Origin of the sequence: Fictibacillus sp. WQ 8-8, from assembly GCF_024494405.1 — a bacterium.
Taxonomy (GTDB): Bacteria; Bacillota; Bacilli; order Bacillales; family Fictibacillaceae; genus Fictibacillus_C; species Fictibacillus_C marinisediminis.
The window spans coordinates 58,002-72,973 of the sequence record NZ_JAMXKG010000016.1 but is presented as its reverse complement, the minus strand read 5'-3'; the positions used below and the strand labels follow the sequence as shown (position 1 = coordinate 72,973).

Genomic DNA, 14,972 nt, shown 5'->3' with positions numbered 1-14,972 from the left:
TTCCCGAAGTTATCCCCGTCTTACAGGCAGGTTACCCACGTGTTACTCACCCGTCCGCCGCTAACCTCAGAGAGCAAGCTCTCTTTGGTCCGCTCGACTTGCATGTATTAGGCACGCCGCCAGCGTTAATCCTGAGCCAGGATCAAACTCTCCAATAAAGTGTTTGATATAGCTCTTAATGTTTAAAAATAAGAAATTGATGGGATTGTAAAATCCCTGACTTACCTGGCTTTTGTTTGGTTTTCAAAGAACTGTTATTCCGTCGCGTCCGATCAGCGACAAGGAATATCTTATCAAGTTTTGCTTGCTAAGTCAACAACTTTTTTCAATCGTTTTTTCGAAGAAAATTATGTATCAAAAGCAGCAACGTTTATTACTATACCAGCGATTCTTAGAGTGGTCAACCTTTTTTTTCGGATAGAAAAACCAACTTATTCAAACAGCAGAACTAACCGCTCCTGCAAGAACCAGAAATAAGGGGTGGATCCCAATTGGTCCTAGGCCGTTTCCAAACTCGGTAAAACTGTATAAAAAAAAGAAACATACACAAACGATGATGCCGACAAATGAATATCGATTGAACTTCCTTCCCAATTTCCTTCTTCCTTCTATTCTTATGTTCGACTCTCATTGGGCCGGTCTCCCTCAAACACCTCTAAAACAAAAAAGAACCTGGCAGACTTCTATCGCCAGGTTCTTGGCTCTAATTTTTTGCAGCTTGTTTCAATAGTTCCATTTTGGTGGACCACACTTTTTTGCTCAGATCGACGAAATAGGTTTGCGGATTGAGTTTCCGCATGTGCTCCGGCCAGAACATTTTGATTTGACCATTATAGTAGGTTTTAATTTCATGAACAGTCGGAAGGTCGTAAATCAGCTCACCGTCTTTAAAGACCGGCTGCAGCAGTTCCTGTGCTTGAAAACGGTGGATGGTTTTATCTTTGTAGGTTTCCACGGGATCAAACAAGTAAATATCCTTTTCAGGAAGTTTCTCGTCCTCCATCGCGATATAGTCTGCTTCCGCTTTACCCGTGTCTTCATTCACGATGCGGTAAACGGTTTTGAAACCTGGTGTTGTTACTTTTTCCACATTGCCGGAAACTTTAATGGTCGGAACGTACTCCCCGTTGTTTTCACGGGCAACAAGTTTGTAGACCCCGCCTAATGCCGGCTGGTCGGCAGCTGTAATGAGCTGTGTGCCGACACCCCATGAGGTAATCATGGCTCCTTGTCCTTTTAATTCGGAGATGACATCTTCATCAAGATCATTTGAGGCAACGATCATAGTGTCGTTTAAGCCTGCTTCGTCCAGCATCTTTCTCGCCTGTATGGAGAGGTAGGCCAAGTCGCCGCTGTCGAGTCTTATTCCTTTTAAGGTTTTTCCTTTATCTTTTAATTCAAGACCGATTTTTATCGCGTTCGGTAGACCGCTTTTCATTGAATCGTATGTATCTACGAGAAGTGTGCTCTGATCCGGAAGGGCCTCGGCAAATTTTCTGAACGCATCCTCTTCACTCGCAAAGCTTTGGACCCAGGAATGGGCATGTGTCCCTTTTGTAGGAATGCCGAAGTATTTACCGGCAAGAAGATTGGATGTTGCATCAAATCCTGCGATATAAGCCGCTCTTGCTCCCCAGATTGCAGCGTCTGCTTCCTGCGCTCTGCGCGTTCCGAATTCCATGAGATAGTCTTCAGGCGCCACTTGCTTGACTCGGGCGGCTTTTGTTGCGATTAATGTCTGGTAGTTCATGAAATTCAAAAGAGCTGTTTCAATTAAATGGGCTTCGAAAATTCTGGCTTCCACCCGGATCAAAGGTTCTTTCGGAAAAACAATCGTTCCTTCTTTAACGGAAGCAAGATTGCCTGTGAACCTGAAATTCCTGAGTTCCTCCAAGAAACCTTCTTCATATTGCTCTTCCTGCTCTCTGAGGTAATTGATGTCCTCTTCTGAAAACTTCAGATTTTGCAGATAATATGCGATTCGTTCAAGCCCGGCAAATACAGCATAGCCATTGCCAAACGGGTTTTTGCGATAAAATGCTTCACACACGCATTTTTTGTTCTGTGTTCCGTTTTTCCAATGAGCATACATCATATTAATCTGGTACTTGTCCGTATGTAATGTTAGATCTTCATGCCGCATCATCATTCTTCACACCTTTCTCGCCTTATTTTCCCTTAACTCTCAATTCCTACTCTACTTCTTCTGCCCAAATAAAGAAAGCCCGGAGAAACGGTTTCTCTGGGCTTTTGTTTAATATTCTATTCCAGATTTGGTATGTGTTTTCTTGAATTCGGATGGGGCGGGATCAAAGTATTTCATCGTGAAGTTCCTGATGAACTCATTGTTCTGCAGATAGCCTGAACCCCACGTCGGATCCATTGTCAGCCAGCGTCCATCCACTTTTGTCTCTATCCATGCATGATCCTGGCCTGCATACCCTGTAGCCATTCGTGCTTCCATCCCTCCTGCGCGTAAAAGGGCGATTCCGAGATAGGAAAAATCCTGGCAGACGCCTTTTTTCTCATGCAGTGTTTTGATCGCACTATCGTCGAAGGCGAATGACCGCTGATTCAGCTTCTGTACATCATAGCGGACATTCTTTGCTACATACTTATATACGGCCAGCGCCTTTTCTTTATCATTCGCTTTGCCCTTCATCAGCTTTTCAGAAAGACGCCCGATCTCAGGATCATCAGACTGAATGCCCCTTGACGGAAGACGATAGCGCCCATCATTCGGATTCGTGTTCTCTACATTGAAATGAGCCACTCCTGTAAAATGCTGAACATTCGTGTTACCCGATGTAATTTCTGGTGCGAAAACATTTACCTCATAGCTTCCCGGCCCAAAACGAAGATAAAACTTTCCGTTAAATTTGTAATTCTCTACAGGAATGGCATACATCGCTTCCAAACTTCCCTTTTTCGTCTGGACGAAGACAGTATCCGTATCCTTGGCATACTGGGCGTTAGGATTGATCTTACCCTTTACCTCATAATCAAGATCTGTTTTCCCCCCGCTTACTGTCGGGGATTCCAGTGTATAGCCGCGTTCGCTGTATTCTTTAGAAAATTCGATCGGCTGAGATGTATGGCCTGACGTGTTATCCACCTGCAGTTCAGCGGCCTGGTTGTAATAATTGGCCATGTTCTCTGCCGGCGTCATGATCTTAAGTGTATGAACCCCTTTTCCAAAATACAGCGGAAGACTGCTTTTGAACCTGCCGTTTTCAAGTGGAACCATGACCTTGGTCACCTGGGGTCCTTTTGACACTTCGATCATGAGGTCTTTCGCTTTTTTATCACCGATCGATCCGCTCAAATCAACCTTTCCATCCCTTTTCATATAGCCTTCTACTGTGGAATCCAATTTTAGGTCCTGCTTGTAAGCGCTTTGTGTATAGAGAACGTCTCTCTTCACTGCCGGATTGACATTGGTTACTTCCATTTCGGTAAGGTCGTAATAATAATCCTTGCTCTCATCACTCGGCAGGCTGACCTTCACCTTGTAGGTTCCTTTTCCGTCGAAGAGCTGGACTTTTTGCTTGTATTTGCCTCCCTTGATCGGAGACAGATATTTAAAATCGGGGCTGCCGCCTTTTTCACTATGCACCGTGATCAGTGCATAATTCGATTTTAAGTGTTTTGTATTTTTTATATTCCCTGAAACAATAAAGGCAGAGTTCACACTGAATTTTTTATACTTCGGGCTGGTAAGGGTTGCTCCAACCTTTCTGCTGTACCCGCTAAGCTGCACATGTTCCAAGTTTGTTTTCTCATTATTCTTCTCCGCCGCTGCCGAATACCGGTTCCCTGTTACGCCCTCATCCAGCTTTGGATCAGCTGTGTTTAACAGGCTGCAGCCCGGCACAGTTATCAGCAAAAACGGAAGAATTAAAATGAGGAGTATTTCCCTCATCGTGTTCACTCCTTAATTACGCTCTTATTTTGCGATATTTTTATTTTACGCCATTCAACCAGCTATCCAAAGCGTTTTTCCTTATCGGACTGCACAAATTTAAAAAAAAGACAATCTTTCCTACTACTTTATCGCTGTAGTTCCTTGGATATGACACTATCATGATTTCCATCCGTTTCCAAAATTAATTCATGCCTTTACGTGAAACTCTCCAATGTACTATGACGTATACTTAGGAAAATACTATAATGGTTATATTAACCACTTATGAAATTAGGAGTGAGTATGATAGAAACAAGGGATTATCTTACAAAAGAACTTACGATGGTTGAGAAGTGGGAAAAGGATCAAAACGATCTCTGGTTCTGGGAGAAACTCGGGCGTATTCCGTTCATGCTCTTGGATAAGATCACACCGAAATTCCTGCAGGATAAGATGCTGCAGATTGTGGACGAGATCGGCAGCTATGTTCACAACGGAGGCAAATATTTAGTCAGTGAGAAGTCGATTCTGAAAAAAATGAAAGAATACGAGGAACTGCAAGAAGATTTTACAGCTGCAGAGATCGGCAAGCTGCCTCTTGCGTCAATGGACAAGACAGCTTCTTATTTTAAAAGCTCCCGCACCAGGATGGCGACCGTCCAAGGCGCAACAACTGGTATCGGCGGGCTGTTCACCCTTGGAATTGACATCCCTCTTGTCCTTGGTTTGTCACTGAAAACGCTGCAGGAAATTGCCATCTCCTATGGGTATGATCCTAACGAAAAAGAAGAGCGGATCTTCATCATTAAATGCCTGCAGTTCGCCTCTTCTGACTATGTAGGGAAACGTGCCATTCTTGAAGAACTCTCTATGACCGATGCGGAGCGTGATCGCCAGGCGATCTCTCAGCTGCAAGGCTGGCGTGAAGTGATCGCTGCTTACCGCGACAATTTCGGATGGAAGAAACTTTTTCAAATAGTGCCTGTTGCGGGAATTATCTTTGGGGCCTTCATCAATAAGTCCACCATAGATGAGGTTGCGGAAACTGGAATGATGCTTTATCGGAAGCGGAGGATTTTAGAGCGTCTTCACCTGCTGGATGAGGAACCCTTAAATGAGTAAGGGGGAGCTTTTATCACTTATCCCCTGCCACCGCAGACATGAACGCAGCTTAAAAATAAAAGGAAAACCGATGGCACTTTGCGCAAGGTGCACCGCAATCTATGGTTCCTATCTGCTGCTTCCTTTTCTTTACTTTGTTCCGCAAGTACATAATCTTTTATTCGCTCTGCTTCTTCAGCTTCCGATGCTGATTGACGGCTTCACCCAAAAATGGAAATGGCGCGAGAGCAACAATACGTTAAGAGTTATTACAGGTTTATTGAGCGGCATCGGCCAGTGCATGATGATTTGGTTTGCTGCAAATTTGTTGAAGCAGCTACTAAGCTGAAATTGATTAAGGGAGTGTTTTTATGTTTATTGCATTAATTATGACCATATTCACTACCATCATTGCAAGCTTCCAATTACTATTTTCCGGCCACGGCCTAGCTGGGGCCTCTCTGATCGGTTCTGGGACAGCAGTGAGTGCAGGAACAATGTATCTCTATCAAAAAAAGCATTCACAAAAGAAAAAGAAAAAGGAAGAAAACACATTTTGTGATGAAGTCTGTAATCAGATTGACTGCTGTTAATCTAAAATACATCAAGGGGCTGTCCAAGAAGTCTGTAAGCTGTTGATTTCCGTTCCAGGCTGCTCGCTTTCCGCGGGGCGTGCGGTGAGCCTCTTGGTGCAAGCACCGGCGGGAGTCTCACCTGTCACGCTAGTCCCGCAGGAGTCTCGCATCTTCCACTTCAATTAACTTTTCATTGAAGATTTTTCAAGCCAAAAAGGGGCTGCCTGAAGGTCAATTTTCGACTTTCTGGACAGCCCCTTTGCTAAGTTGGCATATTTGGATTTTTAGTGTCATGAACATTAGATGAAGTTTCTTGCAGCCAAGCTTGTTTGCAGGATTCACTGACTTTCGGAATTACATATTTATTGATAATCGCTTCAATTTCATCATCGTCCAATAAGTTGTAAGTACACAAATAAGCTTTGCTCTTTAGAATGGACTTCTGATTCGTACGCAGTATAACATCCTTAAAGACCATTCCCGCAGGACGAGAACTGTGCCAGCCAACAGACATGCCCTGAATATCTGAAAACGGAATTTCTTTTCCTTTTCTCGTCACAAAGCCAGTGGGCTTAATTTGAAAGAGTATCTTATTCCCCCAAGCAATGGTCAATATTCTTAACAGAATTCCGCCAAAAAACAATAAGCCAACTGTTCCAATTAAAAAATTGAAAAAACCGCGGATTATACCCACATCCATTACAGAAGACATTAAGTAAAGTGAACCAGCAGTCAACAGCAATGAACCTACGACCATCCATTTAAGATTAAAACTGCTGTACGTCACCTGCACCCCGTTATCTGTTTCATTAACAAAATTCATAATTACCACCCGCTATTTTTTATTCACTTAGACAGAAAGAGAATTAAGACCTGCAATTTTCGATTCTGCCAAATCAGAAAGAATATTTCCTCCGCCACTTAATACTTCATATGTCTCCTCATTCTTTTTAATTACCCATGAAGAAACAGGATCACAAATAACAAACAATACATCTCCAATATCCGGTTCTCTGTTATCATCAAATCCTAAGGCCAGCATACTGTTCATCTTTCCATGATTATAAGAAACGGCATTTGCAAAAATTGAAGCTTCATTATGGCTAGATAAAGTACATAAGTATGCCTCAAGATTTGAAGGTTCTTGTTCTGCTAATGTTAACATTTCCTCAAATTCCTCTTGTTTAAGTTCCAAAATTTTATCAGAGCCATTGCCCGTGTCCTTCAAGGAGAAATATTCTTTTAATTTAAGTAAAATTTCACCTTGGCTGAGCATTTCAAACACATGAACTTGGCCTTCATGTATAACGGAATGGCAAATGCATTTCCTTCCTGATAAGTGAATGGAAATTGAACCCTGCCCTCCATCAGCTTCAAATCTCGATAATTTCAAAGATAAAGGAGAATAATTTAACGATTTGATCAGGGAAGAACTTTCCTCAGTTAATTGAAATCTGTAATTGTGTTCATCATACATCAGCAGTTCTTTGGACAGTAAGGAACGGCAAGAGGTCTGAAGCACCAGCTCAAACTGTTCATCATTTAACTCTTTAAAATAGGTTTGTCTTAATCCTATTGCTTGTTCAAATAATCCTTCACTGTAAAAACCATAGATAAGTTCATCTATACTAAGCGACACTCTATTCATTCATCATCACCTCTTATTCATTTTCACTACCAGCCAAACGAAAGCTTACTTGAGAAAAACCTCTTCCCTCCGTCAATGAGAGAGGATGCCGTATCCTTCACCTTGTCTACACCCTTTTCCACTGCATCTATTCCTTTACCTACTGCTTCCACTCCACCTTTAACCGTCTCTATCGTAGCGTGAATAGGTTCTTTCGCAATCAGTGCCGCATCTTCAAAAAAGCCTGCTGTTTTGGCTGCTACTTTTTCACCGACCATACTGCCTATGGCTCCTCCGATACTTGCTCCGATTACTGTACCTACAGGACCGCCGATACTTCCTATGGCCCCTCCGACTACGCCGCCGGCCGCCGTGAATCCACCTTCCACAATCAATGTGTTGGCTGCTCTTCCGACGGCTTTTGCATTTTCTCTTTTTAAGACGGCTTCATTTCCGCCATACTTACGGTAATTGTCTACAACATCCATTCCAAGGCCCACAGAAGCCGACCCGGCTGAGATAACCAAACCAATGGCAGCATTCGTCTTTCCAAACTTGGATCCCGCTTTAAGCAAATCTCCCGTATGGTTTTTAAGTGTATTGAGCATGCCAGTGTTTTTGATGCTGGATTTAAAATCCATCATGCCATTCGTAAATTTCGTCACATCATCCGGAAAGAATTTGGAGTATTTTTTATAAAGCAGGCTTTCTAAAGGTTCGTTTTTGTATTTAAACATCCCTCGTTTATTGGCCCATGTTCGGGCAAACGCTCTAAACTTGGAGTCATCGACAGACTTCAAGAGCTGCTGGTAATAACCATTATGTCTTACTTCCCACTTCCCATTTACCTTCACATATTTCGATAGTCCAGAAAGCTGAAAAAACAGCCCATGTGAGGCAATCGTGCCGGCTGCTACAAAGCCTTGATAATCGTTATAAATGTTAAACAGCTTACTAAACAAACTATCTTCCTCTTCAAACTTCTCGGCCGTATTTCTTGAATAGATCTCCGCTTCAGATATCTCATCTTTCAATTGTCCCACCAGATACTTGGACTGGGCATGATGCATGAATGCGCCTTGCATGGCACTGAAATACTCAGGCGAATAGCGGGGGCCTTGAGACAGGGAATCTGCCACATCAGACATCTTTTTATCGAGGTCATTCATGATTTTTTCCAGATTCGTAATCTCTTTGACCATATCATCTGACATCTTATAGAGTTTGTCAGGCTGTATGGATATTTTCGTCATCTAGGGCCTCCTTTCTGAAGTTCCAGCAGTTTAAGCTGCTGTAAGCGTTCCTTTTCCAATAGATCATGCAGAATCTGTTCACAGCGCAGAGCCGCTTTGTTCAACTCGCTGCTGGTTTCCATAAATTCTGTGACCACTGAATTAAAAGCCTTGGTTGCATCCTGATACTTGCTGTTAAATTTTTCTTTTCGGTTTCCCGTCCACGTTCCCCCATTGAATTCCAGGGTTCCTCTCAATCTGGATTCACATTCTCTTACTAATCCTGCTGCCTGGCTATAGGCTTGAGCCATCGCACGAATTTTTCCAGAATCCATATATACTTCACCCGCCATTTCTTTTTATTCTAAAATCAGCAGGCAACTGCGCTGCCTGCTGATTAGGTTTTATACTTGTTCAGATGTCTCTGGCTCTTCTTGTTTTGTTTCTGTTTGAGGAGCTTCGGTTTGTGGTGTTTCAGCTTTCGGTGCTTCTTTTTGAACCTCATTATCCTCGGCTTGTGGCTTCGTTTCTTCTTTTTGAGGCTCAGTGCGCTTCTGCTGCTTTTCTTGTGGAGCGTCGTCTCGTTTAACTGCCGGAGCTGAATTCTTTTTCAGTTCATTGATGGCGTCTCTCGCTTCATCACGCGTGCCTTTGCTGACATGCTTAGTCACAAGCAACGTTTTGTAGTATCTGACGGCTATTTTAAGATCATCTACATTACCATTAGCCTTCAAGTCATTTGCATGGTTTAGCAGGAGCTGGGCTTGGTATTGAAGTTCTGGATTAACTTTGTCAGACATCCATTCACTATCAGCTGCTTTATCAAGGTAATATACAGTTTTCTCACGGTCGCCATCTGCTTTTTCACGCATGCCTTTTTGGAAGTTATCGATCGCTTCCTGTCTTTCAATCGCCATAGCTGCTTCATTTTTCGGCATACCAGAAGCACTTGCAATCATTCGGTAGACTTTTAATAGATCATTATAGCGATCGTAATAATCTCCAGAAGTATGTTGGGCAAATAGAGCTCTTGCGGCGTCGCGGAGTGTATCCTCGTTTTGTCCTTTATTGTACATCTGGTTGGATTCACTCGCATAGAAGATCGCGTCATTGTAGTTTTTGCCTGATAGCAGGTCTGCCGCTTTTCTTGAATACGCAAAGGCTTTCTTTCGGTTGAAAGCCGTTGCTTTGTCGGCTTCATTCACTCTAGGCGTTGTGCTCAGCAATTCATAGACGCTTTCTTCTTTTTTTATATCTGCTAATTTATATTTTTCAGCAGAAGAAAGGAGTTGGCCGGCAATCTCGTTCAGTTTTCCGGTAGAAGCACTGTTTTCCCAGCTCTGAACAGATTCAGAAGCAAGGATGACTGCTTCATTTAAATCGTTAGAAGCCGCTTTAATCGCCTGGTGCATTAAGAAGTAAGCGTCTAAATGGGCTGCTGCCTTCTGATTGACATCATCAGAAACCCCTGTTTCTTCGGTCAGGATCTGATAGTTGTTGATGATCTCTTGTTTGTTTGCTGTATAAGCATCCTGTGCACTTGCAAGTTCGTCTGTTTCTTTTAATAGCGCCTCGCTGGCTTTATCTACAACCAGCTTAAAGCCGCCGAGTGGGAGGTCTGTACCGACATAATCCCCGCCCTGTTCAACAACTTGAGCGTATTTTTTCTTATCCAATAGTTGTTTAAGAGCCTCAAGTTCATGGCCTGCTGGCAGCGGATCATACTGCCCTGGCTCTCTTGTTCCAGCTTCTGCTCTTTCCTGCTCTACTTTGCTTGCTACAATTCCAGCTTTTAAGTCTTTAGCGCTTTGGCTGTATGTCGGAGAGTACTGAGCGAGCATCTGGTATTTATTTAGAGCCGCTGCGATGTTGGTCGCTTGCTCCTGATGTGCAGCTTCCATTAATACTTTGTCTGCTTCGCTGTATTCGTTCGGATTCAAATCTTCTTTCGGATGCTGATCATTGTATTTTCCAATGTAATAGATAACTTGCTGTGCCTTTTCGGCATCAAGCGTTTGAGGCTGATCTCCATTACCATCACCAGGATTTTCAGGATCAGCCGGCTTGCTGAGGTAAATAGCAATCTCCTGCTCTGCAAACTTGGAATAAAGATCGGCTCTGATTTCGTCCTGAAGTTTTTTCAGATCTTTATTTTCAAAACCAAGTGATGTGATCATCTGAAGGTTGGACAAGCTGTCAGACGTCATCATTTGCTCTTGATATGCTTTTGTTTTTGCATCTGCTGCAGCTTCCACAACCATCTTGATCAAGTCATCATATTTTTCACTGTCGGGTTTAATTTCTTTTTGCCCGTAGTACATGACATTGTAAAAATCATCATTGCCGCTGTAGCTGTCTAAACGCTCGTATAAAGATTCCGGAACAACAAGCGCTACATCCGGGAACTGGCTGCCAGGGTCTTCTCCGCCCGGATCACCAGGGTTATCTGGATCCCCTGGATTTCCTGGATCAGTACCTCCACCAGGGTTATCTGTTCCCGGGTCTGTTCCTGGATCTGTACCTGGGTCCGTGCCTGGATCTGTGCCTGGATCATCCGTTCCAGGATCAATGACCGGTGGAAGAGTTCCATCATCAACCGGCGGGGTGATTACCGGATCGGTTGGAATTGCAGGCGGTATAGGTGTTTCAATGACCACTTTATCCGAGTCTACAATTAATTGAGCAATTGGATTTTTAGGATCAGATGCATCTACGAGATACACTGGATTCTCGGTGTCGTCACTGAGTACAAAGCCATCACTGTTATTGCTGTTAGGAGACAGATCTTCGCCTTTACTATCTGGTTTGTTGTTCCGGTCATCTTTGACTTGGTTATCGTCCGTGTTTAGACGGATATCTTTACTTGCCTTGCTTGTATTACCTGGTTTTTTAGCTATTTCTGAACTTGCTGTCTCAGAAGTTTGGTTCGCTTGCCAATAATACGTTCCTGTACCGGCAAGTGCCACAAGCAATGCCGCAGATGATGTCAGCATTACCTTTTTGGCTTTGGGGCTGAAAAAACTTTCATTTTCCTTTTCTGCCATTGTTGTCCCTCCCTAAATCAAAACCTTTTTCATTTTCATTTCTTTAATACGTTCTTTTGCAAGATTCACATCAGTGGGGTCTTCATTGATCTGAATGACCTTTTTAAGCAGCGGTAAAGCCTTCTTGTAATTTTTTTCTTTAATCTGGAACATTCCATAAACGAAGTAGGCATGTCCGTAGACCGGGTTCTGCTTAATCACTTTTTTATACGTTGCTTCAGCTTTTGCTTTATCTCCAACTTTTTCATATAAAATCCCTGTATTCAGTATCGTGTTTCTCTCTTGAATTCCTAAATCAGTTACTTGATTGTAAGCATTTAATGCTTCTTTATATAAATTTTGGCTTTTCGCCTTTTGCTTTTTATCTTCAGCAAACAATCCATATTCATAGTAAAGCTGGCCGGTCAGATTTAAATAATCGATATTCGTGTAATCTTCACGCAGCAGACTGTTCGCTAACGATATGGCGTTCTCGTAAGTTTTGGTCTTTGTTGAGTCATCGGTCTGATTGGTTTTATTGTTGTTGATATACGCCTCAATCAGTTTCTTTATATATTTTTTATTGGCTGGGTCAAGATCAACCGACTTCTCAAACGAATCAACAGCTTCCGTACCCTTACCTTGCCTCTTGTAAAGGTCCCCTTTTAAGTAGGCGACAAAGGCTTTCGATTTGTTATCCTTGCCTTGCAGCTGCTCTACCAGTGTATTGGCCTTTTTTAACTGGTTGATGGAAGCATAGCTGATGACAAGATCCCTGATTGCGTCCTGATGATACTTATTCTTTTTGTCTTTGTAGGCCGCTTCATAATAAGGAATGGCCTCATTGTAATTCGTCTCTATAAAATAAGCCCGGCCCATAAGATAATTGGCTTCTGTATTTTTGGGTGAAAGCTCTTTTTTCAATTTCAAATCACTGAGATACTGAATGGCCTGCTGATTTTGTCCCTGGCTGATATAAATCGTCGCCATCTTCGTATAAAGATCCTCGGTTGGCTTCTCATCGATCGCTTTTTGGATGTACTGCTCGGCCTCGCTGTACCTTCTTTGTGAAAAAGCTTCGGTTCCTTGCTTTATGTAATCGTGCCACTTTTTCTCTTGAGAAGCCTGGTACATATAATAAAGTCCGATTCCGAGGCAAACGGCTGTTACCGTCCCCGCCATCCATTTCCAATTATTGAAAAAGAACTGCTGAACATTGAATTTCGGGCGCTCCGACTTTCGCGTCTCAAGCGGCTCGGCAAGGGCTGCGGCTGTCGCCTTTTCTTGTTCTTCCGCGATCTGCTTCAGCTTTTCTGCTGTTGATTGCTGTTCCGCTTCCGCCCTGATCTGATTTTGAAGCTCCTCGATTATGATGGACAGCTCTTCTTTGGTTGTAAAATCCACCGAAGGAAGCTGGCTACATCGGGTATAAAAGATAAGTGCGGTATTCCAATCCTGGAGCTTTTCAAAATGCTGGGCAGCTTCGAGATAATGTGCGGGAATCAGCTCGGGACGACCGTTTTCTTCGTCCTCATTCAGCAGCATCTGCAGCTCTTCCACAACAGCCTTCTGTTCCGGAAACTGATTCATGATGAATTGATACTCACTGTGCGCGGCTCTTTTGTTGCCAAGCCCTTCGAAAGCAGCGGCAATCTGAAGCAGTGTATCAAGGCTCATCGTCCCAAGCGGAACAGATGGTTTCTTTGAGGCCATATACTTCTCATGGCTGATGATGACAAAGTTCCTGACATGTTCAGGGAAAAGTTCAAACCACTCAGAAAACGTCGGGCAGTCTTCAAGGCTGTTGCTTTTCCATGCTTGTTTAAACAGCTTGGCCGCTTGTTCACCAAGCGTTTCCTGAAGAGCATCAAGCAATTTTTTGTACCGTTCCGTTCCCTTCTGCATCTCATCGGTATCAAAATAACTGAAGTCATCCGCCTTAAGACTGCAAACTTCTTCCTGATGCCAGGACGCCATTTCTGCCAGGAGCACAGCTCCTGCAAAACGGTCCGCATCCTTTGACCAGACCCCGTCTTTTACATAGTTTGCTGCATAGCCTGGTGACCCGCCCGGCAGCGCTTTCGGTTCGCTCAGTTCCGGTGCGTAAAGCTCTTCAATATCGATCAGTTCAATGGCGGCAAAGATAGGCCTTGCATTCTCTTGCAGAAATGGAAGGATGACATTGCTCGAAGATAGATCACAGTGGGCGATGCCCGCTTCTTCCAGCTCTTTCAGAAGGAATGCCAGCATACAGGAGATGCGGAGACAGGTTTCTTTTGAAAGTGTCTGCTCTTCCATCAAGATGTCCGCCCATGTAGGACCATCGATCCATGGCATGATCAGGGAATACTCCAGATCATCATACTGCCCTATGAGTCTCGCATGCTCACCTTCCTCAATGACAGAGCGCAGACAGGCAGACAGCCCATAAAACGAAGAATAGTTCTTCAACTGTTCGGAAAGATTGACCTGATTTTTGTTCTTGAACCTTTCCCTGAATACCTTCAGTGCGGCTTTATTTCTCGTGTTGTCCTCTTTAATCTGATAGACAGTCCCCTGCCGTCCCTCCTGCCCGTAAGGAATATCTATCCCCTGTACGGCAGGGTGCTTAGGAAACGTATATCTCCTTTTAAACAGGCGTATGCTTTCTCTGACTTCTGGCTGAAAACTCATAATGCTAAAACCCCTATCCATGCAACCATTAGGCTATATAATTGCCAATATAATACATTCTCTTTTTTCGACAATATTAAACCATAAATCTAGTACTTTATGTATTATTTTACAAAAAACGTTTACAAAAATATACAATACTTTCTTAACTTACTAGCTGGTTCTGCACAATGCATCTATTGTAAATCCTAACAAAAGGAAAAAAACAAAAGCTGTAATTAGCATAGCAACCCTTGCAAGCAAGCCGTTCCACTTATACACAAAAGCCGCAATAAACAATGATCGTAAAAACATTCTCGACAGAGCTTTCAAACAATCGTTTAATTCCTGAGAAACTTAAGATAAAGAGTACGTTATAAACCAAATTGGAATCACCCAAAACAAAAGACCAGCCAAAGGAATTGACTAGTCTTTCTTGTTTGCTTGAAATCAATAGATTCCTTATTGTGCGTCGACTGTGCGGAAACGAGTTGCGATTTGACGAAGCTCTTGGTCGATGTTGTCAAGTAACTGCACATAAGCCTCCATGTGGCGGCGGGATTGTTCGAATTGGTCGAAGAAGCGTTTTTTCGTTGCTCCATCCCATTTACCTTCAAGTGATTGAAGTGCTTGGTAAAGCTGTTGTGTTTGAGTGCGGCTGTTTTCAGATCCAGTTCTAAATTTCGATGCAATTCCTTCTAGTTCTTCTGGTGTTACGAGAATTCTTACTGACATTCATTTCATCTCCCTTTTTTCCATTATGAGGCAAATATACAATACATTTACCCAGTTAGATACATCTTAAATCCATTTTCATCCTTTTTTCCTAGCATAATTGGTAACAATTTACCTATATAT

General features: G+C 43.0%; 12 protein-coding genes and 1 rRNA gene. 3 read left to right on the top strand and 10 right to left on the bottom strand.

Translation table 11 applies throughout. The features are described 5' to 3' along the window. The 3 genes from M1K46_RS22055 to M1K46_RS22045 form a co-directional block, all read right to left on the bottom strand. Positions 1 to 158, bottom strand: a 16S ribosomal RNA gene (locus tag M1K46_RS22055); the annotation flags it as partial. Positions 159 to 703: 545 nt separating this feature from the next. Beyond that, complete coding sequence (locus M1K46_RS22050; RefSeq protein WP_256227727.1) at positions 704 to 2,143, bottom strand: nicotinate phosphoribosyltransferase; 1,440 nt, start codon at positions 2,141 to 2,143, stop codon at positions 704 to 706. A 111-nt stretch (positions 2,144 to 2,254) separates the two neighbouring features. Further along, positions 2,255 to 3,922, bottom strand: coding sequence for a transglutaminase-like domain-containing protein (locus tag M1K46_RS22045; protein WP_256227726.1), 1,668 nt, complete (start codon positions 3,920 to 3,922; stop codon positions 2,255 to 2,257). Between the two features lie 285 nt (positions 3,923 to 4,207). Between M1K46_RS22045 and M1K46_RS22040 the strand changes: the two genes are divergently transcribed. From M1K46_RS22040 to M1K46_RS22030, 3 genes are read left to right on the top strand one after another with little or no spacing between them, the layout of a single operon-like run. Further along, positions 4,208 to 5,026, top strand: a complete 819-nt coding sequence (locus M1K46_RS22040; protein ID WP_256227725.1) for an EcsC family protein — start codon at positions 4,208 to 4,210, stop codon at positions 5,024 to 5,026. After that, positions 5,019 to 5,354, top strand: a complete 336-nt coding sequence (locus M1K46_RS22035; protein WP_256227724.1) for a DUF2085 domain-containing protein — start codon at positions 5,019 to 5,021, stop codon at positions 5,352 to 5,354. Before M1K46_RS22040 ends, M1K46_RS22035 begins: the two co-directional genes overlap by 8 nt. A 22-nt stretch (positions 5,355 to 5,376) precedes the next feature. Beyond that, positions 5,377 to 5,598 (top strand): hypothetical protein, encoded by a 222-nt coding sequence (locus M1K46_RS22030; protein ID WP_256227723.1) that lies wholly within the window; start codon positions 5,377 to 5,379, stop codon positions 5,596 to 5,598. A 244-nt stretch (positions 5,599 to 5,842) separates the two neighbouring features. Here M1K46_RS22030 and M1K46_RS22025 read toward each other — a convergent pair whose 3' ends face one another. From M1K46_RS22025 to M1K46_RS21995, 7 genes are all read right to left on the bottom strand, one after another. Continuing rightward, positions 5,843 to 6,403, bottom strand: coding sequence for a DUF5381 family protein (locus M1K46_RS22025; protein WP_248251190.1), 561 nt, complete (start codon positions 6,401 to 6,403; stop codon positions 5,843 to 5,845). Between the two features lie 27 nt (positions 6,404 to 6,430). Further along, entirely contained in the window at positions 6,431 to 7,228 is a 798-nt protein-coding gene (locus tag M1K46_RS22020; RefSeq protein ID WP_256227722.1) for a hypothetical protein, read from the bottom strand. Positions 7,229 to 7,254: 26 nt separating this feature from the next. Beyond that, positions 7,255 to 8,460, bottom strand: a complete 1,206-nt coding sequence (locus M1K46_RS22015) for a hypothetical protein (protein ID WP_256227721.1) — start codon at positions 8,458 to 8,460, stop codon at positions 7,255 to 7,257. Continuing rightward, positions 8,457 to 8,774: a WXG100 family type VII secretion target gene (locus M1K46_RS22010; protein WP_175502002.1), complete on the bottom strand. Its 318-nt coding sequence runs from the start codon at positions 8,772 to 8,774 to the stop codon at positions 8,457 to 8,459. The genes M1K46_RS22015 and M1K46_RS22010 overlap by 4 nt, the downstream gene beginning before the upstream one ends. Positions 8,775 to 8,843: 69 nt before the next feature. Then, a complete protein-coding gene (locus tag M1K46_RS22005; RefSeq protein WP_256227720.1) occupies positions 8,844 to 11,483 on the bottom strand; it encodes a hypothetical protein in 2,640 nt (879 codons plus the stop codon). Positions 11,484 to 11,495: 12 nt separating this feature from the next. Next, positions 11,496 to 14,135: a tetratricopeptide repeat protein gene (locus M1K46_RS22000; protein WP_256227719.1), complete on the bottom strand. Its 2,640-nt coding sequence runs from the start codon at positions 14,133 to 14,135 to the stop codon at positions 11,496 to 11,498. 441 nt (positions 14,136 to 14,576) lie between these two features. Continuing rightward, positions 14,577 to 14,849, bottom strand: coding sequence for a WXG100 family type VII secretion target (locus M1K46_RS21995; protein ID WP_053356030.1), 273 nt, complete (start codon positions 14,847 to 14,849; stop codon positions 14,577 to 14,579). Positions 14,850 to 14,972: the final 123 nt, after the last annotated feature.